This window comes from Caballeronia sp. SL1002, assembly GCF_057814995.1.
Genome location: NZ_JBYMUW010000001.1, coordinates 430,579 through 451,694 on the forward strand (window position 1 = coordinate 430,579; position 21,116 = coordinate 451,694).

Genomic DNA, 21,116 nt, shown 5'->3' on the forward strand with positions numbered 1-21,116 from the left:
TGATTCCCGCGCGAGAAGGTCGCCAGTGTCGCAAATGAACGGGTGGATAGCTCTAACTATCCGCCCCTTCATTTTTCGCGTCCGAGCGGAGCCGTCCACCCGTGTTTCAGTTCAGTGAATATTTCAATATTACGAACGTACAACCACGATGAAAATCCCTGAACGATAAGTGTCTGGTCCTGGCCGCCATAAACCACGTCGATCACCGATACGACCTCGTTGTCAATCGTGTAGGCGATGATTGCACGCTTGTGGAAGCGCATGATTGCAAGCCCAGGTGGCAAGTCTTCGCTCGAAACCCAGCGCGCAGCAAACGTCCCTAACATCATGCAAAAGTCCACCGCCGCGTCGACGTACCGCGCGGCGGTGCTTGGCGTACCCTCAATCCTCTCTTCGAGTAACCGCAATCGAGCCAGTGCCCCGGGCGCAACTGAAGCTGAAAATTCATCTGCGCTGCGTCCGCGCCTTTTTGAGTGCAGCACGCACTGATCGGCAGACAGCGCTCGCCCAGGTTCGGCCTGCGGCCGCGTGGGCGCCAAAACCCATAGCACGAGCTGCGCCGCATTACGCCAGCAGTCGCGATGAGTGCCATTTCGCCTCTTGGTGTTCATGCAACGGCGGCATGCCGCTTGCTCGTCGGCTCACCGGAAGTTTGATCAAGGTAGCACGTTGCGTTTGCTCACCGCTCTGCCCACGAAACGCCATCATGATTCCTGCCCGTGACACGAACTTGCGCCCGCTGACGCACTACCGGAAAAAACGAGACTTCAACGTCACGCCCGAACCGTCGCAACGGACCGGTGACACGAATGTCGGCACTGGTAGTCCTAAGTTCGTCATCCAAAAGCATTGGGCGAGCCGTCTGCACTACGACTTTCGACTCGAGTTCGATGGTGTGCTGTTGTCGTGGGCAGTGCCTAAAGGTCCTTGCTACGACCCTGGGAAGAAGCAGATGGCGGTGCATGTTGAGGACCATCCCGTCGACTACGCTGCCTTCGAGGGCACCATCCCTCCGAAGCAATACGGTGCCGGCACCGTCATTGTGTGGGACCGCGGGACGTGGCAGCCGGTGGGCGACGCCGCCAAAGGAATGGAAGCTGGAAAGCTAGTCTTTCGACTGCACGGTGAGAAGCTCGCCGGCCTGTGGGAGTTGGTCCGCATATCGAAGTCCGGCGACAAGCAAGACCAGTGGATGCTCTTCAAAAAACGCGACGAGTGGGCTCGCCCGCTCGCTGAATACGATGTGATAAAGGCGCTTCCTGACAGCGTCATCGCGAAACCGCTCGGGCTTATTGAGGAACGTGAGCCGAGGGCAGCGCGACGCTCCCGCGCGGCCGAATCCGAGATTGACATGTCTGCCGCAGTACGAGCGCCACTCCCTGCAAAGCTGGAGCCACAGCTGGCCACGCTTGCTGGCTCTCTCCCTGCTATCGGCGACTGGATAACCGAAACGAAACTTGACGGCTATCGCCTCCTTGCCCGGATTGATAAGAAGCGAGTGAAAATGTTCACGCGAAACGGCCACGATTGGACCGCAAAGTTTTCAACGCTCGCCGCCGAGCTGTTGGAGCTCCCGCTTTCAAACGCCTGGATTGACGGCGAGATTGTCGTGCTCAAGGATGGCATTCCCAGCTTCTCGGCACTTCAGAATGCCATTGACGGCGCCAAGAATCAAGAAATTCTGTTTTTCGTCTTTGACCTGATGTACCTCGACGGGGACGACATTAGAAAAGTGCCGCTCTGGGCAAGGCGAGCACGACTAGCGCAGCTTCTTGAAGACTCCGGCGAACACCTGTTGTACAGTCAAAATTTCGAGGCGCCCCCCGCGCAAGTCTTTCAAGCTGCTGCAGGGCTAGGTCTGGAGGGCCTAATGCTCAAAAGGCGCGATGCGCTCTATGAGTCGGGACGGACGCAAACGTGGCTCAAAGCGAAGACACGCTTGAGACAGGAGCTCGTTATTTGCGGCATGACCGCACGTGGCAGCAACGATGGGGAAGTCGGCAGCTTGTTGCTTGGCTATTACGTTGGCGACAAGCTCCATCACGCTGGAAGTGTCGGCACCGGATGGGACTCGAGAACCGCACGTGACCTTTGGCAGCGCCTCGCGCCTCTGGAGGTTGGTACAATGCCGCTCGACACCCCTGTCAAGAAGCCCGGACGATGGTCTAAGCGTACAGTCGGCAGCGAGAGGTGGGTTCGACCGACCTTGGTCGCAGAGGTGGAGTTTGCGGAATGGACGGCGGAGGGAGTGGTAAGGCAAGCGTCGTTTGTCGGGTTACGCCTAGACAAGACTGCTCGTAGCGTCATCCGTGAAGGTGACCAGACACAAGCTCCCGAGCCGCCCCCGAAATTCAAAATTACCCACCCCGAGCGCGTTATCGATTCGTCGGCGTCAATCACAAAGGCCGACCTTGTCCGTTATTACGCGAGTGTTGCGGAGCGGATGCTGCCTCACCTCAAAGACCGGCCTGTCGCGCTTGTTCGCGCGCCGGACGGTGTTGCTGGTAACCTCTTCTTTCAAAAGCATGCCGAGCGCACATCGATGCCTGGCCTGACTGCTCACAGCCGCGATTTGTGGCCAAAGCATCCGCCGTTACTGACGGTCGATACGGCGGACGCGTTGCTGAGCGCGGCTCAGATGAGCGCCATCGAGTTCCATACTTGGAACTCGGTCGTCCGGCGGCCTGACGCGCCTGACAGGGTCATCTTCGACTTAGACCCTGGCGAAGGTGTAAAGTGGAGTCACGTTCAGGAGGCGGCAATGCTGGTTCGGACACTGCTGTCCGAGTTAGGCATCAAGGCTTGGCTCAAGACAAGTGGCGGCAAAGGGTTGCATGTCGTCGTGCCGCTGACTCCGCGAATGGACTATGCGAAGGTGAAGGCTTTCTCGCAATCATTCGTTCGACATCTTGCCAAGACTATTCCTGAACGCTTTTCGGCGGTGTCTGGACCATCTAACCGAATCGGAAAAATCTATGTCGACTATCTGCGCAACGGTAAGGGTCAGACGACGGCTGCGGCGTTTTCTGCTCGTGCTCGACCTGGAATGGGCGTTTCGATGCCTGTCGCTTGGGAGCAACTTTCCGACCTCACGACCGGAGCTCAGTGGAACGTTCAGACGGCACGTGAATATCTAAGCTTCCAGTCGAGCGACCCGTGGAGCGACTTCTGGTCGGCCAGACAATTTCTGGCGGCAGCAATCAAGCGTCTGCCGTAAGCAAAAGCAAGCGTCTGCCGTACGCAGCTTTGCGCGGACTCAAGAACTACGGTCAGATAGACCCGAGCGTGTCATACCGCTAGTCCCACACTGACAAGCTTACGCGGAAAAGGTCAGCGTAACTTCTTGGCGAGCAGTTCCCCCAGCGCATCGCGTGCAGATTGCAGATCATCAACGGCAGCGGCGAGGCGCGCCAAGTACAAGGCCCGTACGCCTTCGCTGCCTTCGGCTTCGGCGTGTTCTTCCAACGCCTCGCTCGCCGAAAGCACCTCTCGCGCTGCACTCGCTACTCGTAAGATGGCCTCGGCCTCCCCACACTTGTGTTTCACTTCCGACTGCTCCACAAAGTCAATCTGATGCGCAGGCCAGCGTTGACGTCACATGCCAGCGCAGGAGTTGCCCGCCTTCGGCACGACCTCGTACCTCGCGAACTTTGAGCCATTCGAAGTTCCGGTAGCAGACGCCTTCTCAGCGCGACCTGCACGGCGTCGTCTGATGAAATCGTGGACGAGCCGGTTAGCTCGAGAAGTTTATAAACATGTTTGGACATCGAAAGCTCCAGACTCAAAAAACGCCCGTCGAGGTAAAGGCCTAATTCACGTCATATGCAACGCATGGGTACCATGCGCGAGACGACGGCGCCGCTGGCCTATTCCCACTTCCGGCATGCCATGCGGCCGATCCGCATCAGTTGCGAGCCTCAGTGCCCTTCAATTGGTCGTGTTTATGAGAATGCGTCGCGGCGTACTTAAGTTCGAAATGCGCTCCTTTCCCACTTCGCGTCGGCGGGAAGTGCTCTCCCTCAACACAGGTCACTTCGAACGTATTTTTGCCGTCCTCGTGAACAACAGAGTAGATGCCGCTGACTTTCACGATTTCGCCGGGCTTGTATGCGGTGTCGCCTGCCATGTTTGCCTCCAAGTTTAGTGTGAACGTGAGCCATAGCAAGCCGCATTCCGGACAGCGGCCGCGTGTGGGTCGACAGAGGTTCCGGCTTCCTGTCTTCGGCGCGCCGCGACGATAAGACATGTCGATAAGCCGCGGCGCGACAAGACGTCGAACTTCCCCTTCGGACAGCCACGTTCGCTATACGCCAAGCAACGCTGCGCCGAGTGCTTCCCTTCTTTTTTCGCTTCTCGAAGCCGGAAGTGGCTGGCGCCGTCGGTAGCCGAGGGCTGCTCATGTGGCGCGCTGATGGCCCGATCCCCGCGTGAGCCGCCGGTGCTACAAGCGTCTAGGTGCCCGAATTCGCGCCGTGAAACCGACTTCCTACAAGGCCGAGCCATGGACCGGCCTTGGCTATAAACCCCGCGCAATCCCGAGCGTACGCAAGGCGGACAAACAAGTAAGGCTAAGGTTGTTGAAGGGCACTCGTCGGTTGAGGGGCATCGCCGCATTCCAAGAGCCGGGACGCGACCACCGAAGCCCAGCCCTGTTGTGGCAGTTCAGACGCCTTAATCGTGAAGATGACGACGTTGCCGTCTTCCGCGACAACCGGTTCTATGAAAGTTACACCGACCTGGTAACGCTTGGTCGCGGGATGTTAGAGCGGCGGCTAAACCGTGCACGAGCGCGAGGTTAAGCGCTTCGTTCTGCTCCGGGGACAAGACCCACGCATCGACGCGTCCCGCGCCTTCGAAAATCAGCGGTCCCATACAAATCTGGGAGAAGACGCCCGCGTGACAGAGCGCACTAGTTTGACCAGCCTATCCTGCGATGTCCGAGCCGCGCTAGAGCTGGTCAATCAACGGCGAGAGACTGCCGGCGACCCGGACTAGGTTTCGAAGACGGACCGAACACGTCGATCGCTTGGCTGACGCTCCCGGAGAAGAGCTTATGGGGCGGGATCGCAGTGCCCCACGCCGTCCGCCACGCCAGTGTGCCGATACCGCCGAACGGCCGCAGCCATGTTTGTAGCCTTTACGCGTCAGCCCTGTAGGCGCTACCCGAGCACCCGCGGTAGAAACGTGAGTTCGCAGACGCAGCGCGAGCCAGGAAAGCCCTCCGTGGCTTGTTGGACAAACGGCCCGCGTCGGATCTGCCGAAACTTCGTGACTCATACTAGCATCGGCCCCGCGCCGCGGGGGAATACAGCTTGCTGTGCGACTGCCGCAGCGCTCCAGCAAACGTGCCTGTGAGCCACAATTTGTTCTCGTTATAAAAGGAGAAGTACCATGGCCGTTAAAAACCAGTATTCGATGCAAGACCCATTGAAGCAATATCCGGGACCAGACTTCGAGCGGCAGCCTCAGTCACCACCAGGCCTCGCAAAAGACATGAAACCGCGTCCTGACCACGGCGAAGAAACTTACCAGGGTTTCGGGCGATTGAAAGGCCGACGCGCGATGATCACGGGCGCAGACAGCGGCATCGGGCGCGCCGTTGCAATCGCGTTTGCGCGGGAAGGCGCCGATCTCGTACTCAATTATCTGCCGGACGAAGAAGCCGATGCGCAGGAGGTGAAAAAGCTCGCCACCGACGCCGGCGTTACGGTGGTCGCGCTGCCAGGCGATATCGGCGACGAAGCGTTCTGCGGCGAACTTGTCAAACGCACAGTGTCGGAGTTGGGCGGGATCGACATTCTTGTGAACGTCGCCGGCAAACAGACCTCTGTCGATTCGATTGCCGGACTGACGACCAAACAGTTCGAAGCCACCTTCCGAACCAATGTCTTCGCGATGTTCTGGCTTTGCAAGGCCGCGCTCGAACACATGCCGCCAGGTGCTACCATCATAAACACCACGTCGATCCAGAGTTATCAACCCAGTGCTTCGCTACTTGATTACGCGCCATCGAAGGCCGCGATCACGGCGTTCACTCATGCGCTTGCCAAGCAGGTTGCGCCCAAAGGCGTCCGAGTCAACGCGGTCGCGCCCGGCCCGATTTGGACGCCCCTGCAGCCAAGTGGCGGACAACCGCAAGCAAAGATCGAAGTTTTCGGCTCGGAGGTACCGATGAAGCGCCCCGGTCAGCCTGCAGAGCTCGCACCGATTTATGTTTTGCTGGCGTCGCAGGAATCAAGCTTCGTCACGGGCGAGGTGTACGGAGTGACGGGCGGCAATCCGATTTCCTGAGGCGCGCATGAAGTCCGGCATTGGGGGGAACGGCGCGGCGCTCAGCCGCAGAAAGATGGGTGCTGCTTGAGTACTGTGGCGCGTCTTCGACGGCCGTACTTCGTGCTAGTCGGCGGCGATAGTCAGATCGCTCCTCGTCACTTGCTAACGCTACTTTGTGCTGGCCCACATCGCCGATCATAAGATCAATCGCATCGACGATGCTTCTGCCATGGAGCGTGGCCGACAAGCTGCGCACGCCAGCCAGTCCGCCGACACCCAACACTTGATCGCGCAAGGCAGAATCGCCAGCATGCCTCAGGCGCGCGCGCTGGGGCGATCGGTCGGCGCGAGCCGCATACGGACCGACGGTATCCATCGGTTTGGAAACGATCGGTCGTCGAGGAGCCTTGAGCGAGGTGCAACCACGTGCTGCCGGGAAGTTCGGAGTGTCGGGATACGACTGGCACCGTCCATGTATGTGGCGTCGAGAAGTGGATCGTCCGAATGTGGTCGATGCGGCCTTGCACCTAGCTTGCAGCGGCCCATTTACATCCGATTGGCGCACTTCGAATCTCAGACATTGAGCCCGCCCGCCGGTTAGTCTGCGGCCGGCAGTTATGCGGTCAACAGCTCTTCGAGTCGATCAAACTGCAGCGGTTTCAACACGTAGCCGCTGAAGTCCCCAAGGCTTACCGCAGCCTCCAATCCAACTTGCCCAGTCATTGCGAGGATTGTGGAGTGTTGCGACGCGCCTTCGCGTCGCATTTCCGTGCACACATCTCGACCATCTGATTCTCCTAGACAGAGGTCTAGGAGAATTAAATCGAATGTCTTGGCGTGTGCAATTGCAACTGCTTCCCGAGCGGTGTAGGCAACGGTGGCTTCACGTCCCATTGCCACCACGAGAGCAGCTAAAGCATCCGCAGGACGGGTCGTCGTCAACGAACAGAACATTCAAGGGAAATCTCCTTCGACATCTGCACTCCTCACGTTAAATCGTACGAACCTCCTCAATAGCCACGGCAAGGCCCGGCTCAACCAAGGCGCCGAGCGTTCGTTCCATCTCGCCCTCCTCCGACTTCGTGAATGACGACCGCCCGCGGCGAAAGATGCTACGCGGGCTGTTGTTGTTCTTCGCCGCCGCCCGGTCGGGAGCGGTGGGGCCAGGGTTCGGACCGGACAAAATTGAAAGCGGCCTTGTTGAGATCCACCGGCGTTGTACGCGGTTCGCGGGGCGAACACGCATGCAAAGCGTCGTTCAGCGGGGCACACGTGAGTAACTATTTAATACAGGACCGCGTTCCAGAGCTGAGTTAGCGATAGCCGGGCAGGTTCCGAAGCCGAGAGACCGTAGTCACTCGTCGGACGGATTACCTGGATCGTCGGCACCTTGCTCAACATTGTCATTCCGATCACCGTAGTTTTTCTGGTTGGCGCCGTTAGTGATCTGCACGTCTCCCTAACCTTACGGTCTTCGTTTCCCGTGATTGTTCCGATTACGGTGTTCCCCCAACCTCTCGACTGGTCTTTGATCCCCCCCCTCTGATCCTCGTTCATTACGACCTCCTCGACGGTTTCGAGCTGAGACATATGCGAGCGCACTTGGAGCTTAAAAGGCGCCGATGCACCTGCGGTTAGTGATGGTCGAGCCTTTGCTCGCGTGCAGGGACGAATGCACGGACCAACACGTAAAGACCTGCAAGCCCGACAAGCACGTATACGATTCGTGCGCCCGAGGAGTCAGCCCCGAAGATCGTCGCAACCAGGTCCAGTCGAACGAGCCCGACTAGCCCCCAATTCAACGCGCCGATGATCACGAGCGCTCCCGCGACCCAGTCGGCTGGGCTCCGACGGGTGCGCACAGTTCCTTTTGAAGTAACAGTTGCCATCACAATGCTCCTCTATGGTCATGATGAAGCCGGGCCGCGATGATCAGCGGCGCATTACATCCCCGCAATCCGCCCGGCTGTCGCTGCGAACGCAGCGGAGTCGGCAGAAGGGAATTACGTCCCTTGAGTTGAACCGAGGTCCGCGCCAGTGGTTGGGTCACTGCTCGGGTCAGACGCGGTACGCGACGCCAACGCGTCTAGCGTCTCGACGTCCTGTTCCGATACGTGGACCGTCGCAAGACCGTCACCGCCGTCGACCGCCGGTTGCGGATCTTCGACGAACTTCCAGTCGCCGCCTTCGTTCCAGGGGCCACGTGCATCCTCGCCTTTCGACATGTTGAAATAGACGCTCGTGAATGCCGGGTCGCCGGGCAACTTGCCTTGCGGGAAATTGGGTTGAATCGAGTGCAACGCCTTTTCAAAGGATTTTTGATGAGCGATCTCCCGTGTCATCAGAAACCCCAGTGCTTCCTTGATGCCCGGATCGTCTGTCACATTGATCAGGCGCTCATAAACGATCTTCGCGCGTGCCTCTGCCGCGATATTCGAGCGGAGATCGGCTGTCGGTTCGCCGATGGTGTCGATATACGCCGCCGTCCAAGGAACGCCGGCCGAATTGGTTAGCGCCGGGCCGCCGCCATACAGAAGCGCGGTGGTGTGCGAATCGTTGCCATTGCCTGTGAGCGACCGGTAAAGCGCTGCCTCCGATTCAACAGCCTCCGCTAGCTGGCCCTTCGCGCCTTTGTTGAGCATCGCGACGATAGAGCCGATTACTTCGAGGTGACTGAGTTCTTCAGTCGCGATATCAAAGAGCATGTCCTTGCGGCCTGGGTCGTCTTCCGCGACAGCCTGCGTGAAGTAACGGCAAGCAGCGGCCAGTTCGCCCTGCGGCCCGCCGAACTGCTCAAGCAAGAGATTGGCAAGTCCAGGGTTGGGCGCACCAACGCGGACGGTATATTGCAGGCGTTTGTTATGGACAAACATATCGAGCACTCCTTTTCGACAACGGTGGACAAGTTATTGCGCGGAGTCGCGCGCAATTATGTTTGCGAAGACTCTGAACCCTTACAGCGTCCCGGAGGTACGCGAGTGCGTTGGTTGCGGTCGATTGTGCCGCGAGTCTAAGCGCTGATGCTGCACCGATGCGTTGCGGCCAAAAACGCCGCGCGGCGTCGAAGTGAGGCGACCTGCTCATCGCACTAACGGACAAGTCCCTTGGCGAGACTCAGCAACGCTCGTGCCATCATGTGTGCAAAGCGCAGAGATGCTGAGAACGTCGCAGCATGCACCCGTTACGCTTCCTGCGGTCTAGCGCCCGGTAGCATCAAAAGTTCAAACGGACAGCCGAGCCGGCGCTGGAGATCAGCTGACGTTCGCTTCGTTTAACGCTGTACGCCAGGCGCGCCTGGTAAGCGATCGTTACACGCCCTACTGAAAATGCTGAACGGGCGGCTCGCGCGCTGCGAGATTCTCTGCCGTGCGAAGCCGAGGCGAGAAGGAAAGTCAAAAAGGTCAGTTGGCGGAGTCGCGACGCCTTCCTTCTTTTACGACTGCTACATTGCTAGCTGCTGCCCGACCTTGCGACATGCGGCTGTTGAAGCGAGCCGATTCGCTTTTCCAAGGTCATTCGGTTTCCGCTGCGTGAAAATCGTCGTAGTAGCCCTTTGTTTCTAAACACCACATCTGCTTAGCCTCATCCTCAAGCATCGCGCCGCCGAACACAGAGCTTATTCGTACAAGAACGGGATGTTCGCCGTCCGGCAGGCTGCGAAACCACCCTGCGAGCATGGTTTGGACGCCCGGATCTGCCAGTGCATCGTACGGGTAATCGACCCCCTTTATTAGAAGCGCAAGCCGTTCGCATGCGATCTTCAGGCGAATCCGCTGTGTAGCGTCCGGGTGCTCTACTTTCAGCGCCTTAAGCAAGGTATTGCGCAGCGACGCGCATGCGGCGCACTGCAGGACGATATGTTGAAAGTGAAGGTAGAGCGGGGCAATGCTGCGTTTTGGTAGCGCTGTGAGCAGCGGCAAGTAATCAACCGGCGACGATTCCTCTTCGAAGGCGCCCGCCATCAGGCATACGAGACGACGCCACTCCGTAGCCGCTAACCCCCCTTGTTCGTGGCCGCTGTTCGCCAACGATTGTACCTCCGCGAAATTCAGCCGGCCCTTCGCCCTATTTACGCGCGTGCTTAGGACCATCAGGTTCCACGTTGCGTAGGCTCCGTCGTTGTTAATCCTGTCGACGGACCAATCGGAACCGGTCTGAGTGGCGTGCGTTAGTGACGCTAGAGACACAGGGCAGACCGGCGTGTCAATCATTCGCAGGAACGAAGGCGTGACGTCGGGTTGAACAACCCGATTTCTGCGTAGCGCATTCAGTCTCAGTTGGAGCCATTTGACATCAAATCGATCGGCGATCCGTTGTGGTCGGACGAAGTGAACGAGGCCGGCGCGATAGCCCCTTTGGACATCGGGCGGGACGACCTTGGTGGCGTCCGGCCTCCTACCAAAACGAGCGAAGTCCCACCCCAGTTCGAATCCGATTTCGGGATCGTAGCTGTCGGTCATGCTTTCTCCCTGGGTCGCAGGGCGTCTCGACGGTCCATGCCCTGCTAAGGCCGCTGGCATTGGCGCCGCGGAATAATCCCCGGCCGGCCAGTCTGGATTTAGCACAGCGCATGCCAAACCCGGGGATATCGCGTCCGCCTCGGCTACTCGGCCCCGACTAACGAGCCCTTTGGCGGGCCCTTCGAGTCTTACATCGACTCCAACTTGCGGCTCACAAATTTCGCTTCCGGGACGATGCGCACCGCCTCGGATGGGACGCCTCCCCTGACCTCTACTAACCGCGCGCTGCGCCGTCCAACGATGTAATTCCTACCATGCTTTGGTAAGGCATACCCTCTTCAGAGCTTGCCGTAACGTTTTTTATTGATGGAGCGTGACGCCCTTAGCTATCCTAAGGGTCGGGCGATTTCAATTCCTGACGTTGGGTTCGCTGGCGGCGACGCTCCGATCGGCTAACAATTCTGGCCCGGCGATGACCGTCGTCGTTCGCTCACATCAGACACGGATATTGCCGCTCTCGGCCGTCCAAGTTTCGCGCAGAGATTCTTCAGTTACTATGTTTTTTCAACGCGTCGACTCGCTGCACGGTGACGCCGCAGACACCGGCTATAGACATTGCCTTTCCCGCAAATGCTGGAAAGGCTTTAGCTTCGCCATACGCCACAAACTTAAGGATCCGTTCCGGTCCGATTTGACTGATACGAGATAGTCCAGCGGCTGTCATCGCCGCCCTTAACGCGTTACCGCTCGGTGTGATGCTCGCTTCCGACAGCTCGATTCGGATTTCAGCGCTGAAAGCAGTCGCAGTCTCGGGTTGGATCACGTCCGCTCCTTGAGCGTAGCCGTTGAGTGGTCAGCCTTGCCGTCTAATAACCGGGGCACTCTCCTAAACCAACAGAGTCCGATGACCACCAACTGACAAAGAGAAAGGCAGCAAACTCCGTTCCGGCGGTTCGATCCCTATTCGACATGGGATGCTTTTCAATTAACCGCATGCGTGACAACAGGCAGATGGGACACAACACGACGCGTTCAACGCGTGCGAGACACGTCAAACTTGGACCGACGGTCGAGCTACCCTTTGGGAGCCGCTCAGACCGTCTGTCAGCGAGAGGCGATATCGATTAGTAGGCCCACGCGGAGCCGGCCCGCGTGTCCGGCGGTGCTCGCTACCGGCCTTTGCGGCGATCACATTTCCCGCAGCCCTACTTCTTCGCTTCGACGCCCGGAGTCGCAGAGAGCGCCAAATACCTTTGCGTCACGCTGGGAAGGTGCTCTAATAGCCATTGCGCCATTGCGATCTCTTGCGGAAGGATCTTTTCACACGCCTCTTTCGTCTGTAGGTCGCCTACTGCCTCGGCCGCGGCGATCAATGAAGTGTATGAAGCTATTTCGAGATTCTCGAACACATAGCTGGAGATCGCGCCTTTGACAACCTCGTCAGACATTGCCATCCCGCCAGCGGCCTGTCCAAAAGCCATGACTTTCGCAGCGATATCCTTAATCGCCGACGTGCTTCCGCCAAGCCGCTCGATACATTGGGCAACGAGCTTTTGCTGGCCCAGAGTCTCCTGAAGGTGTTGATCGATTCGCGCCTTAAGGTCCGGGTAGTGTTCCAGCCGCCCGGATTGCGCGCGCAACATCTGCTCCGCTTGCTGCTCCATTGAATGCGCATCGCGCAACCAGTCAAGGAGGTGCTCTTTCGGATCTGTCATCACTTACTCCAATGGTTATCTCTGTTACTGCGGGTCGGGGTCGGCCCGCAGACGGATTGCGTCGATTACTATTTTCCCACTTCTTCATTCGAAAGCTCTTGCTCGGCCAACATGGTGAGCTTTTCATCGGTCGCCTTTTCTTCTTGCAAGGTCTCGAGCAATAACTCCACTCCCGCTGTGTAGCCCAGCTTCTTGGCCAGAGCGGCCAGCGTTCCATAAGTTGCGATTTCGTAGTGTTCGACCTTCTGAGCTGCAGCAATTAGTGCCGCGTCCAGAATGGGACCTTTTTCGATCTCGTCAATCTGCTCCTGCCCTTCTTCGACGAGACCTTCCATCGCTACACATTTAACTCGCTTTAATCTGATCTCCGAAGCTTCGACTACCCGATCGATCCGTTCGATCTGGCCTTGCGTTTCCTCTAAGTGAGTGGTGAACGCCGCGGCTAGCTCGGGGCTTGTTGCCGCCCTAGCAAGCTTCGGCAAAGCCTTGGTCAGCTGTTTTTCGGCGCTATAAACGTCCGAAAGCGCGTGAATGAATAAGTCGTTGAGCGTTTTGGCTGGCATTCGTTTCTCCTGAGTCGTAAGCGCGCCGATCCGCGCCCTGTCCCGTGCCGCAACCAGCGTGCCTCCCGCGCGACAACCACCGGTCGCTCCACTTGAAGCGTCTCGACGCATTTCCTTTTCCCGTGCGCCGCTTCACGCGACGCGATAGCGGTGCCGGGCGCCGACGATACTAAACTGCAGCGGCCGTGTCACCCCCGTTTTGTATTAGCGAAAAAAGCTGCTACGTCCGTGGCCTTTTGTTGGTCGACTTTCTCGATGTCGGGAATCTAAACCGGCGCAAGGCGCGGGCAAACGCCCCCGCGCTGCTGGAACATGCTGGTCCCGGACGCTCTGCAGCAAGCCCATACAAGCGTGTCAACCTTCCGCCGCACGACAAGCGGTCTTCGCCGCTGCCCATTGCGCGTAGTTGCTCGGCAGTGTGTCACCTCCATCCTTGCTGTGGAGGCCGGACGCTCAACCGCTTACCGGGACTGACCAGAGTCTCGCGCACGTGGCGATTTAGCCGGTCGGCGGTCAACAGTACAATCGCGGCCCTCGTCCATGCGGGCTTGCGCTGCCTCGACATCCGCTGGATAGGTGATCTCGTCGGCGACAGGGTTAAATCCCGCACAGCGATAGGTCGCGAGTTCCTCTTGGACCTGAGCTCGACTGAGTCCAGAGTTGTCCGACGCAAACAAGTGCGCTGAGGCGATAGGACCAACCAGGAGCGCAACGGCGGCGGCATGCGGCTTGAGAACGTGAGTTTTCATTGAATATTGCCCGTTGGGAGTTTGAGGAAACTATGACTTCGTCAGCACTGAGCGCGCCCGATAGCCGTGCTGGAAACGCTGCAAACGACAGGTGATGACGCGCTGCCGCGCGCGAACGGTCACTTTCCTACCGCGCGGTCGACAACCGGTGCGTGCGCCTCCGGAGAGCCGCCTTGGGCCACACGCCGGCGCGTGGGCTGGAATGATGCTTGCGGGTTTCACCGACGTTTTCCCTTCCAGCCTTCTGGCGGCGAAAACGTTACTCCATAAGCAGTGAGGGCTTCATCATGAAGACAGGATCACCGAGCAGCCGAACCGAACAGGACGCCAAGGCCGAGGCGCACTCAGGCAAACCAGCGGCGAATTATGGCGACAAGCCTAGCAGCGGCAAGCATGCGGGAAACCATACGAAGGCCGGGAAGGATCATGGTGCCGGTGGCGGCGCCAAACAACGGCACGGGCCGCGCTAACGTGCTTCGAAAGACGAGCGGAATCGGAGCCGCATGATGCGGCCCCTTGCGCCTCGCCTGAAGGCCCCTCGCGAGCGTCGGGTGTTCAAAACCAACAGGCGCGCTCGTCTGATTTCGTGTGCTCCAGAAAAAGTGCCGTCCACACGTATCTGTGTATTTTGCGCGCGAGAGTTTGCAATTTTTGCGGTCTTGCGGTCATGTCCGCAGCTCCTGGTCTTAGACGATTCCGACCGGAACAAGTTTAGCAGCGAGCTTAGTACTCGGTACAGCCGTTGCTCATCGGTCGTGTCGGACAGCATCGCACATCTCGACGGCGCTCGCCGGCGGACGGCGCCTCGCATACATGGGAGATGTCATGAGAAATGTGGTGGAGCGTCACGGTGACCACACGGAAGCCTCGGATCGGCGCCGGTAGACTGTCGTGGGGCCTTGGCTGGTTCAGTATTGCGCTCTGGGTCGCTGAGACGTTCGCGCCCCGTGCGATCGCGCGTCTGGCCGACATCGAAGCAACCCCTGCCTTAGGGCGCCGTTATGGCGCGCGTGGAGTCGCTAGTGGCGTCGGGATCATTTGCAGCCGGAATGCTGAACCGTTTTTATGGGCTCGCATCGGCGGCGACGCGATAGATCTGGGAACGCTGGGCGCTCTGTCCCGCGGCGGCGGCCGCCGATCCAAGCTGCGGGCGCTCATTTCGGCGATTAACGTCGCGGGCATCGGGGCGCTCGGCTTATACGCGGCCCTACGACGCGCGCCGGTCTTCGATACAACTGCTCAGCCGCAGGGACCGACTGCACAGTTATCCCACTTTGCAGCGGTCTTCCGCATCCACCCGAGCAAATGCGCGGGCTGGCGCGTTCAACTTCCGAGATGCCACGCGAAATCCGTGCACTCTGAGTACCGCTACGCATCCTGTCCCCGCGACACTGGAAATGAAACGGCCGATCGCGCTCGGAGAGTGAGTGGGTTGCTGCCGGGTGATGGCCTGTAGCGCGCCGAGCCAAATGATGTCGATGCCGTCGGGCGACGCTGGCGCTGGTAATCGGGACGAGCGCCTTCGCAAGCTTAGCGCTCTCCGACCGCGGGCAGCCCTGGAATGGGCGTTGCGGCGAGCACATTAGCGGCCCGAAATGCGACGGCGCCACACCAGGCAATGCGACGCTGCGCAACGCAATCCGAGCCATACCATGCCTGCGCACTGTTTCTGTCGATGCGCGGGCCGAGCCCATGGGCATCATGGGTATGCCACACCCGAGTCAATACCATGCAGAACTCATAATCGAATCCGACCCAAGCGCAGCAAAACGAGATCGCCGGGTGTAGTCCGGTCCACACGCCGGCTGCAGGGACCGAGTCTCCCGACGCTTCGACCAAGGCTAAAGAATTCGGCTAGCGCAGTGCGGCCGGCGCGGCCGAGCCACCGCCTTCACGGCAAGACAAGCGACCCTCCTTGTTGCCCGAACTCGACCTAGATGCGCACACCTTGTCGTCGGCCGACCCCGTACAAAAGCGAATAGCCGTACAGTGTCGATCGACGTCGTCGCAGAGCGCACGATCGCGTTGCTGCATATCTTTGTCTCTACGTTGAAGTTCAATGCCGCTGCGAACGACTGGTCGCCATCCAGCACCGCCTGGCTTGATAGGCCGCCGAACAAAAACATGATGACCATATCGAGGGGCGTCATCGTGCGGCTCACGCGGTGAGTCGTGATGCGCAGGACAAGCAGAAGGAAAAGGTAGGCACCAGCCGATCCGAGGACGACGTCCATGGCGGTCTGGGGAGTGCGATCTGGGTAACAGCGACCCGCTCGCCGCCAACCGTAACGACGATACAGCGCAGCCCGATGCGATATGGCGCCACCTTAGAATTCAGCGACGCGCCTTCCGCGGCTCTGACATCAAACGTATAGGTGATGCCGTCCGCCGCGATATGGGCGGAAAGCGGCAGTCTCGATGGAGACCAAGTCGACAAGTGCAGCATCCGAATGCACATCGACCGTTCCCGAAACGCCGTCAGCCAAACGGACGTGCAACCAGCTCGACCCATAGTTTCGCAAGGTCCGCTCGCAGTCGAGAGCTGGCGCGCCCGCCCCTTGCGGGGGTGCACTCACCCGGCTCAGGGGCCCCGAACCAAGCGCTCCGGTCCTCAACGCGGCGACCCAAATCAGGCCGAGGGAGTAAATGATGCAGTACTCGGCGATGCGCTAGTAGCAGTCAAAATCCTGGTGCAGCGAGAGGTCGAGATCGTCTGGTTGGCTCATGCCGTGATGGACTCCGGGCACACACCGCTGAGGAGATTGAAAGCCGCTCAGCTGGCGGACTTTATCAGAGCGGAAGCGGGCGAAAACACAGACCGCTTGCAAAACGTTTCTTGCGCCGCCCTATGCCAGGCCAAGACTCCCGCGACCTCTAATGGTCCGGCGCGCGCCATCGAACGCCGACCGCGGTCTGAAGCATTGGGAGGAATGCATGGTTTCGGAAGCGGCAGAGTCGTTCGCACGGGCGGTCTGGCCACTGCTTGAGGCGGCTGCGCACCGACCTTCGTCAACCCTGCATTCTCTGACAACCTTCCGGGCCGAATTGGGGCTTGACATCGGGGCAATAGGGCAAGGAAGAAAAGAAGGCGCCGTAGCAGACGAAGTCGAGCTCATCGCCTCTGACCGACTATCCGGCAGGGCATCGTAGTGCCAGGCAAAAAGAAGCCCGCGGCGAAGCGGGCTAAGACGCGACAAGGATCATCGTCCGTAGAGCAAACGGCATGCCGAATGCCGCTGGGCGAAGACCCGTCGGCTCGAGGCTCGGTAGGACTACATCACGGCGGTCGCAGTGCGGGCTGTGACTCCCATTAGCAGACGACCGGGCGTCTGCGCGGGCAATGTGCATTTATGTCGACGTGCCGTGCGTTTCGTCATGCTCGATCGCGCGAGAACCGGGCGTCGCCCGACCGGCTTATTGCGAGAGAGCGGCCGAAGCTCGCTGGTCGTCGCCGCTTGCAGCGCTCCTCGATTGCGTCTGCGCGATTTGCCTTGAAAGCGCAGACAGGAACAAGAAATGGGGCTGCTCTCAATTACTTGCATCTCCCGGAGGCAACAACATGAAATGAGTGACGTTCTGAATATCGGCTGTGGGACCAGAGCCTAGCTCGGGCAGGTGTGAAAGGAGGATGGAAACAACCTGGCGGATGTGCGCAATCCCGTTAAGATCGCAGCCCGCAACCGCGCTCCAGCGACGTCGCCCTCCGCTTTCGCCGCTGCTGAGGGCTGCTAGTCGCACCGCCATGTCAGTGCCAACGCACAAGACGTGCGGTCACGCTGTGTTTGCCCGGGACTGTGTCCCTTAGCGTCAAGCAAATGCTAACGAGCGAAGTTCTCGTCCTTCTTTTCCGAGCGAAGTAACGATAGACGGAGGATCGTGTACACACCTCCAAGCCCCACAAGCGTGTGAATACCTTGGACGACGGCCGGGGCGGATCTGAACGTCAGGATTACAAAATCCGCTCTTATCAGGCCGATGCATCCCCACTCGAGCGCCCCAAACAAGACGAGCGCAAACGCGATCCAGTCGGCGGCGCTGACATTTCGACGCGGAAAAAGTAGGGCGGAAGGGATCTCGATCATCGGTGTTCCTTTGGCGTTTCACGACGCCGGAAATCCGCACCGCTCCCTTCTTAACGAGATCGGTGCCTCCTAACCGTCCGAGTCCTAACAGCAAACAACATACCGCTGCCTCCGCCTTATAGGGGCGGAAGTTACTTAAAGCTCGGAAAGTTATCGAAGCTTTTCAGAAGTATGATTTGGCAGTTCAGCGAGGCGCTGGACCCGAGGTCGCCGGCGTTCCGTTGCCCTCCGATCCGGCACGGCGGGCCTGCAATGCATCTCGCGAGAGCGAATCGGCCCGCATGATCGTTGCGATGTACTTGGCGGTTTAATCCGTGACGCCTCCGTTGCTGGCGCGCCCGGCCGAGAAAACAAGCGAAACACGCTTGGGCAGCGACCGTGTGCCGCTCGAATGAACGAAATCGTGTCGCTTCGCAAACGCGACCTTTCGAAACGGTGCCGGGGGAGCGACTTCGGAGGAACCGCCGGGAGGCTGCTTACAACCCGCCTCTGTTTTCCAATCTCCCAAGAAAAACCCATCGGCCAATGGTCGTAGTGTACGACGCCCCGACATGCGTACACGAGCTTTCGGGCATCGGTTCATCGCGCGCTTCTGCAAGAGAGGATGTCCCCGCACATCCATTGTATTTCCGCGCTATAGCATTAATTTTTGCCCTTATGTACGGTCCGAAAATTGGCTGAGTTGATCCACTTCTCGTGAAACACCGCGCTGCAGCACTCTCACTCTCGCCCGATGCCGGGGAATCGTCGGAGAGCAGGCGCGCGCACCGGAGGCCCATGGCGCCGAGTCTACCGATCACCCTTCTCTGCCGGAAGACCGCGGAGGCGATTTGATTGTTAGGGCGCGGCGCTGGTCGCGCCGGGCCTCGCCGGGTTCCGTCCGTCCAAGACCGCATCGCGCCGGTCCAGCAGATAGCGTGCTCGCTCGACACCGGCCCGCACCGCCTCCTCGGGCGTGATCCAGAAGGGGCCGACGCTTTCAGGTTCGTCGAAATCGACGGGGACACCGTCGCGTGAGACATCGATCGTCGCAGACCACTGTCCCTCGGAGCCCTCATGCGCGGTGACGCTGATTTGATAGGCCCGGTATGAAAGTTTGTCACTGGACCCGTTCGCAGGCGTGTTCGCTTCCATAGATACCTCTTTGTTCAAGGTTCGTTAAACGGACGCCATCAGTGCCGGGCTCGTCAACGCGACGGACTTCGGCTAAACCCATCGCATTGCCTGACGACCGCGCGCTCGATAGCGTGGAATAGGCTTCTGTAGTGCGGCCCCTGCAACGTCTCAGCACTAAGCGTATCCGACGTGAAAATTGCCCACGTTCGGGCGGCGCAACCTGAGTTAATCGGGAACCGCAATGCGAGCCAGTCGTCGACTGTCGCAACAGCGATTGGTCGACACCACAATCTGCGCACGCCGCGTGCCGCGCCCATCGCATCGCATCGCAAGAACTTCAGCAGCGAGCATTCTAATCACTCGGCGCAGCCGTCGTCATGTCTGGGTCGGACAGCATCACGCGATCTCAACCGCGCTCGCCGGCAGCCGGTGGCACCCCGCACAGGAATCGGGAGGCGCCGTGGAGAATGCAGTGGAGCGCCACGCTGCGCAGTGGGAAGCCTCGGATGCCCCGGCCGCCGCCAGTAAGCTGGCGTGGGCCTCGGCTGTTTCAGTATTGCGCTGGAGATCGCGGAACGTCTGGGCTCGCCCGATGACACAGATGGCCGGCAATCGAAGTGTCACCTTCCATCCTGTGCTGTTAGGGCCTGCGCAAAGTTGCCAGCGGGCGCCGGAAGTCTTTTCAGCCGGAATATCGACCCGTTTCTTTGCGCTCTCGTCGGCGGCGGACGCTATCGAGGAACGTTGGGCGCTCTGTTCCTGGTCGGCGGTCGCGGATCGCGGCGTGGGAGCTCATTTCGACGATTCGTAGGCCGAGTAGACGTCCAGCGCCGGGATGGCCGCGACGGAACGGCGACGTGCATTGCGAAGCAGCACTCGCCGTTCTGGTTAGGCGCAAGAAACTTTGCGCTCGGCACGAGGATTGCTAATGGGGTGCGGCAGCATTGTTCAGACGGTCGAGGACAGCCTGCAGTACTTAAGCAATGACAACCTGCGCTAGATCGCGGCTTATCTCATGTCGCTGTCAGCGACCGGCGCGACAGACGGGGTATCCGACCCGGCGCTGGCGGACGAGGGACGTCTGAACACACGAGCTCCCGATTCACCTCCCGAACTCGGCGCTGCGGTGTACGCTGCATTCTGCGCGCAGTGCAATCTCAGCGGCGGGCAAGGCGTGCCAGATGCGTTCCCGGCGCTTCGCGGCAATCCTTCGGTCGTCAGCGAGGACACGACCTCCCTCATCTGCCTAGTCGTCGAAGGCGGCAACACCCCCGCGACCGTTCATGGGTCACTTCGCCGGGCAATGCCATCCTGTGCAGGAGGGCTCACCGACGCGCAGATCGCAAAGGTTCTCACTTAGGTTCGTGCTTCCTGCGGAAACGATGCACGTTCGATTACAACCAATGACGTCGTCTCGTTGCGGAGTACGCTGCAACAAACAGCCAAAAGGTTCGTACGTGGACGCCCTCCGCCCCCGTTGGTGGCCGCTGGCAAGATTGATCCGCCAATGCGGAAGGCACTATCAGTTGGCCTCCCAGGGCGCCCGAAGCGACAGGTCCCGACAGTAAAGAAGAGACGGGCTATTGCGCTACGGACCACCATTCCTGATGAGAAGAGCAGCTCGGATCGTTTCCAAGACGTCCGGGTGACCGGCGAAACCGCTCTCAGCGCAGGCGCGGCGGCGGCACAGTACCGTCGAAACTCCCGTCTAAAGCTTGCAGCCCGTTCCGCAGGAGGATGACGATTTCTCTCGTGGGGACCTTGGTGGTTAGCCCGCCGATCTGATCAAACTCGAACCAGCCGCACTGCTTTATCTCGTGGCGAGGCTCTGCGCTGCATTGAAGTCCGATTTCCGCAGAGTAGACGTGGTGGTGCTTACTTAATCCGCCAAAAAGAAACAGGTAATGCAACTTACTGACGAAAAGGCCTGTTTCCTCGAGCAGCTCACGCTTCGCCGCCTCTTCCGGCGCCTCGCCGCGCCGTATCGTTCCGCCGGGCAGGGTCCATAATGCTTGTTCGCGACGGACAAGCAATATTCGACCTTCGTCCAGGCAGATAACAGTAGCCCTCTGCTTCTTTCTCATTTTGCAAGTGCGGGTATAGAAGCGGCGGATTAACCGCGGCAAAAAAATAACGTCGGTCCGGTTTAACGCCCGCG

19 protein-coding genes are annotated in these 21,116 nt (G+C 59.4%); 4 read left to right on the top strand and 15 right to left on the bottom strand.

What is annotated here, in order from left to right:
- Positions 1 to 68: 68 nt before the first annotated feature.
- Positions 69 to 611, bottom strand: a complete 543-nt coding sequence (locus AC3D25_RS02070; protein ID WP_488886831.1) for a hypothetical protein — start codon at positions 609 to 611, stop codon at positions 69 to 71.
- Positions 612 to 706: 95 nt separating this feature from the next.
- Here AC3D25_RS02070 and ligD point away from each other — a divergent pair, with 95 nt between their 5' ends.
- Positions 707 to 3,217, top strand: coding sequence for a DNA ligase D (gene ligD, locus AC3D25_RS02075; RefSeq protein ID WP_488886832.1), 2,511 nt, complete (start codon positions 707 to 709; stop codon positions 3,215 to 3,217).
- A 113-nt stretch (positions 3,218 to 3,330) separates the two neighbouring features.
- Here ligD and AC3D25_RS02080 read toward each other — a convergent pair whose 3' ends face one another.
- The 3 genes from AC3D25_RS02080 to AC3D25_RS02090 form a co-directional block, all read right to left on the bottom strand.
- Positions 3,331 to 3,465, bottom strand: coding sequence for a hypothetical protein (locus AC3D25_RS02080; RefSeq protein ID WP_488886833.1), 135 nt, complete (start codon positions 3,463 to 3,465; stop codon positions 3,331 to 3,333).
- 77 nt (positions 3,466 to 3,542) lie between these two features.
- Positions 3,543 to 3,767 (bottom strand): dodecin domain-containing protein, encoded by a 225-nt coding sequence (locus tag AC3D25_RS02085; RefSeq protein WP_488886834.1) that lies wholly within the window; start codon positions 3,765 to 3,767, stop codon positions 3,543 to 3,545.
- A gap of 137 nt (positions 3,768 to 3,904) precedes the next feature.
- The gene (locus AC3D25_RS02090) at positions 3,905 to 4,126 is read right to left on the bottom strand and encodes a hypothetical protein (RefSeq protein WP_087633456.1); all 222 of its coding nucleotides are present in this window, start codon (positions 4,124 to 4,126) and stop codon (positions 3,905 to 3,907) included.
- A 1,265-nt stretch (positions 4,127 to 5,391) separates the two neighbouring features.
- Between AC3D25_RS02090 and AC3D25_RS02095 the strand changes: the two genes are divergently transcribed.
- A complete protein-coding gene (locus AC3D25_RS02095) occupies positions 5,392 to 6,291 on the top strand; it encodes an SDR family oxidoreductase (RefSeq protein WP_488886835.1) in 900 nt (299 codons plus the stop codon).
- A gap of 597 nt (positions 6,292 to 6,888) precedes the next feature.
- Here the strand turns inward: AC3D25_RS02095 and AC3D25_RS02100 are convergent.
- The 8 genes from AC3D25_RS02100 to AC3D25_RS02135 all read right to left on the bottom strand — a co-directional run bounded on the left by AC3D25_RS02100 (position 6,889) and on the right by AC3D25_RS02135 (position 13,760).
- Positions 6,889 to 7,227, bottom strand: coding sequence for a response regulator (locus AC3D25_RS02100; protein WP_488886836.1), 339 nt, complete (start codon positions 7,225 to 7,227; stop codon positions 6,889 to 6,891).
- 680 nt (positions 7,228 to 7,907) lie between these two features.
- The gene (locus AC3D25_RS02105; RefSeq protein ID WP_488886837.1) at positions 7,908 to 8,162 is read right to left on the bottom strand and encodes a DUF378 domain-containing protein; all 255 of its coding nucleotides are present in this window, start codon (positions 8,160 to 8,162) and stop codon (positions 7,908 to 7,910) included.
- Positions 8,163 to 8,276: 114 nt separating this feature from the next.
- Positions 8,277 to 9,146 (bottom strand): manganese catalase family protein, encoded by an 870-nt coding sequence (locus AC3D25_RS02110; RefSeq protein WP_488886838.1) that lies wholly within the window; start codon positions 9,144 to 9,146, stop codon positions 8,277 to 8,279.
- Between the two features lie 639 nt (positions 9,147 to 9,785).
- Complete coding sequence (locus AC3D25_RS02115) at positions 9,786 to 10,733, bottom strand: hypothetical protein (protein ID WP_488886839.1); 948 nt, start codon at positions 10,731 to 10,733, stop codon at positions 9,786 to 9,788.
- A 547-nt stretch (positions 10,734 to 11,280) separates the two neighbouring features.
- The gene (locus AC3D25_RS02120) at positions 11,281 to 11,556 is read right to left on the bottom strand and encodes a hypothetical protein (protein WP_488886840.1); all 276 of its coding nucleotides are present in this window, start codon (positions 11,554 to 11,556) and stop codon (positions 11,281 to 11,283) included.
- Between the two features lie 382 nt (positions 11,557 to 11,938).
- Positions 11,939 to 12,448: a ferritin-like domain-containing protein gene (locus AC3D25_RS02125; protein ID WP_488886841.1), complete on the bottom strand. Its 510-nt coding sequence runs from the start codon at positions 12,446 to 12,448 to the stop codon at positions 11,939 to 11,941.
- Positions 12,449 to 12,516: 68 nt separating this feature from the next.
- Positions 12,517 to 13,011: a YciE/YciF ferroxidase family protein gene (locus tag AC3D25_RS02130; protein ID WP_488886842.1), complete on the bottom strand. Its 495-nt coding sequence runs from the start codon at positions 13,009 to 13,011 to the stop codon at positions 12,517 to 12,519.
- A gap of 461 nt (positions 13,012 to 13,472) precedes the next feature.
- Positions 13,473 to 13,760 carry a DUF4148 domain-containing protein gene (locus AC3D25_RS02135; protein ID WP_488886843.1) on the bottom strand — a complete coding sequence of 96 codons (288 nt, stop codon included), beginning with the start codon at positions 13,758 to 13,760 and terminating at the stop codon, positions 13,473 to 13,475.
- Positions 13,761 to 15,749: 1,989 nt separating this feature from the next.
- Between AC3D25_RS02135 and AC3D25_RS02140 the strand changes: the two genes are divergently transcribed.
- Positions 15,750 to 15,929 (top strand): hypothetical protein, encoded by a 180-nt coding sequence (locus AC3D25_RS02140; protein ID WP_488886844.1) that lies wholly within the window; start codon positions 15,750 to 15,752, stop codon positions 15,927 to 15,929.
- 1,649 nt (positions 15,930 to 17,578) lie between these two features.
- On the opposite strand, the gene AC3D25_RS02145 is transcribed toward AC3D25_RS02140, so the two are convergent.
- Together AC3D25_RS02145 and AC3D25_RS02150 are read right to left on the bottom strand one after the other, a co-directional pair.
- A complete protein-coding gene (locus AC3D25_RS02145; RefSeq protein WP_488886845.1) occupies positions 17,579 to 17,842 on the bottom strand; it encodes a DUF378 domain-containing protein in 264 nt (87 codons plus the stop codon).
- Positions 17,843 to 18,679: 837 nt separating this feature from the next.
- Entirely contained in the window at positions 18,680 to 18,976 is a 297-nt protein-coding gene (locus AC3D25_RS02150) for a DUF6566 family protein (protein WP_488886846.1), read from the bottom strand.
- 997 nt (positions 18,977 to 19,973) lie between these two features.
- Here AC3D25_RS02150 and AC3D25_RS02155 point away from each other — a divergent pair.
- Positions 19,974 to 20,318 (top strand): c-type cytochrome, encoded by a 345-nt coding sequence (locus AC3D25_RS02155; RefSeq protein ID WP_488886847.1) that lies wholly within the window; start codon positions 19,974 to 19,976, stop codon positions 20,316 to 20,318.
- 304 nt (positions 20,319 to 20,622) lie between these two features.
- On the opposite strand, the gene AC3D25_RS02160 is transcribed toward AC3D25_RS02155, so the two are convergent.
- Positions 20,623 to 21,042 carry an NUDIX hydrolase gene (locus AC3D25_RS02160; protein ID WP_488886848.1) on the bottom strand — a complete coding sequence of 140 codons (420 nt, stop codon included), beginning with the start codon at positions 21,040 to 21,042 and terminating at the stop codon, positions 20,623 to 20,625.
- Positions 21,043 to 21,116 lie beyond the last annotated feature (74 nt).

What these genes read in the sequence shown, in the direction of transcription:
- AC3D25_RS02070 (WP_488886831.1), bottom strand. Translation starts at nt 611, where the DNA reads ATGAACACCAAGAGGCGAAATGGCACTCATCGCGACTGCTGGCGTAAT.
- ligD (WP_488886832.1), top strand. Translation starts at nt 707, where the DNA reads ATGATTCCTGCCCGTGACACGAACTTGCGCCCGCTGACGCACTACCGG.
- AC3D25_RS02085 (WP_488886834.1), bottom strand. Translation starts at nt 3,767, where the DNA reads ATGTCCAAACATGTTTATAAACTTCTCGAGCTAACCGGCTCGTCCACG.
- AC3D25_RS02090 (WP_087633456.1), bottom strand. Translation starts at nt 4,126, where the DNA reads ATGGCAGGCGACACCGCATACAAGCCCGGCGAAATCGTGAAAGTCAGC.
- AC3D25_RS02095 (WP_488886835.1), top strand. Translation starts at nt 5,392, where the DNA reads ATGGCCGTTAAAAACCAGTATTCGATGCAAGACCCATTGAAGCAATAT.
- AC3D25_RS02100 (WP_488886836.1), bottom strand. Translation starts at nt 7,227, where the DNA reads ATGTTCTGTTCGTTGACGACGACCCGTCCTGCGGATGCTTTAGCTGCT.
- AC3D25_RS02105 (WP_488886837.1), bottom strand. Translation starts at nt 8,162, where the DNA reads ATGGCAACTGTTACTTCAAAAGGAACTGTGCGCACCCGTCGGAGCCCA.
- AC3D25_RS02110 (WP_488886838.1), bottom strand. Translation starts at nt 9,146, where the DNA reads ATGTTTGTCCATAACAAACGCCTGCAATATACCGTCCGCGTTGGTGCG.
- AC3D25_RS02115 (WP_488886839.1), bottom strand. Translation starts at nt 10,733, where the DNA reads ATGACCGACAGCTACGATCCCGAAATCGGATTCGAACTGGGGTGGGAC.
- AC3D25_RS02125 (WP_488886841.1), bottom strand. Translation starts at nt 12,448, where the DNA reads ATGACAGATCCGAAAGAGCACCTCCTTGACTGGTTGCGCGATGCGCAT.
- AC3D25_RS02130 (WP_488886842.1), bottom strand. Translation starts at nt 13,011, where the DNA reads ATGCCAGCCAAAACGCTCAACGACTTATTCATTCACGCGCTTTCGGAC.
- AC3D25_RS02135 (WP_488886843.1), bottom strand. Translation starts at nt 13,760, where the DNA reads ATGAAAACTCACGTTCTCAAGCCGCATGCCGCCGCCGTTGCGCTCCTG.
- AC3D25_RS02145 (WP_488886845.1), bottom strand. Translation starts at nt 17,842, where the DNA reads ATGATCGAGATCCCTTCCGCCCTACTTTTTCCGCGTCGAAATGTCAGC.
- AC3D25_RS02150 (WP_488886846.1), bottom strand. Translation starts at nt 18,976, where the DNA reads ATGGAAGCGAACACGCCTGCGAACGGGTCCAGTGACAAACTTTCATAC.
- AC3D25_RS02155 (WP_488886847.1), top strand. Translation starts at nt 19,974, where the DNA reads ATGTCGCTGTCAGCGACCGGCGCGACAGACGGGGTATCCGACCCGGCG.
- AC3D25_RS02160 (WP_488886848.1), bottom strand. Translation starts at nt 21,042, where the DNA reads ATGAGAAAGAAGCAGAGGGCTACTGTTATCTGCCTGGACGAAGGTCGA.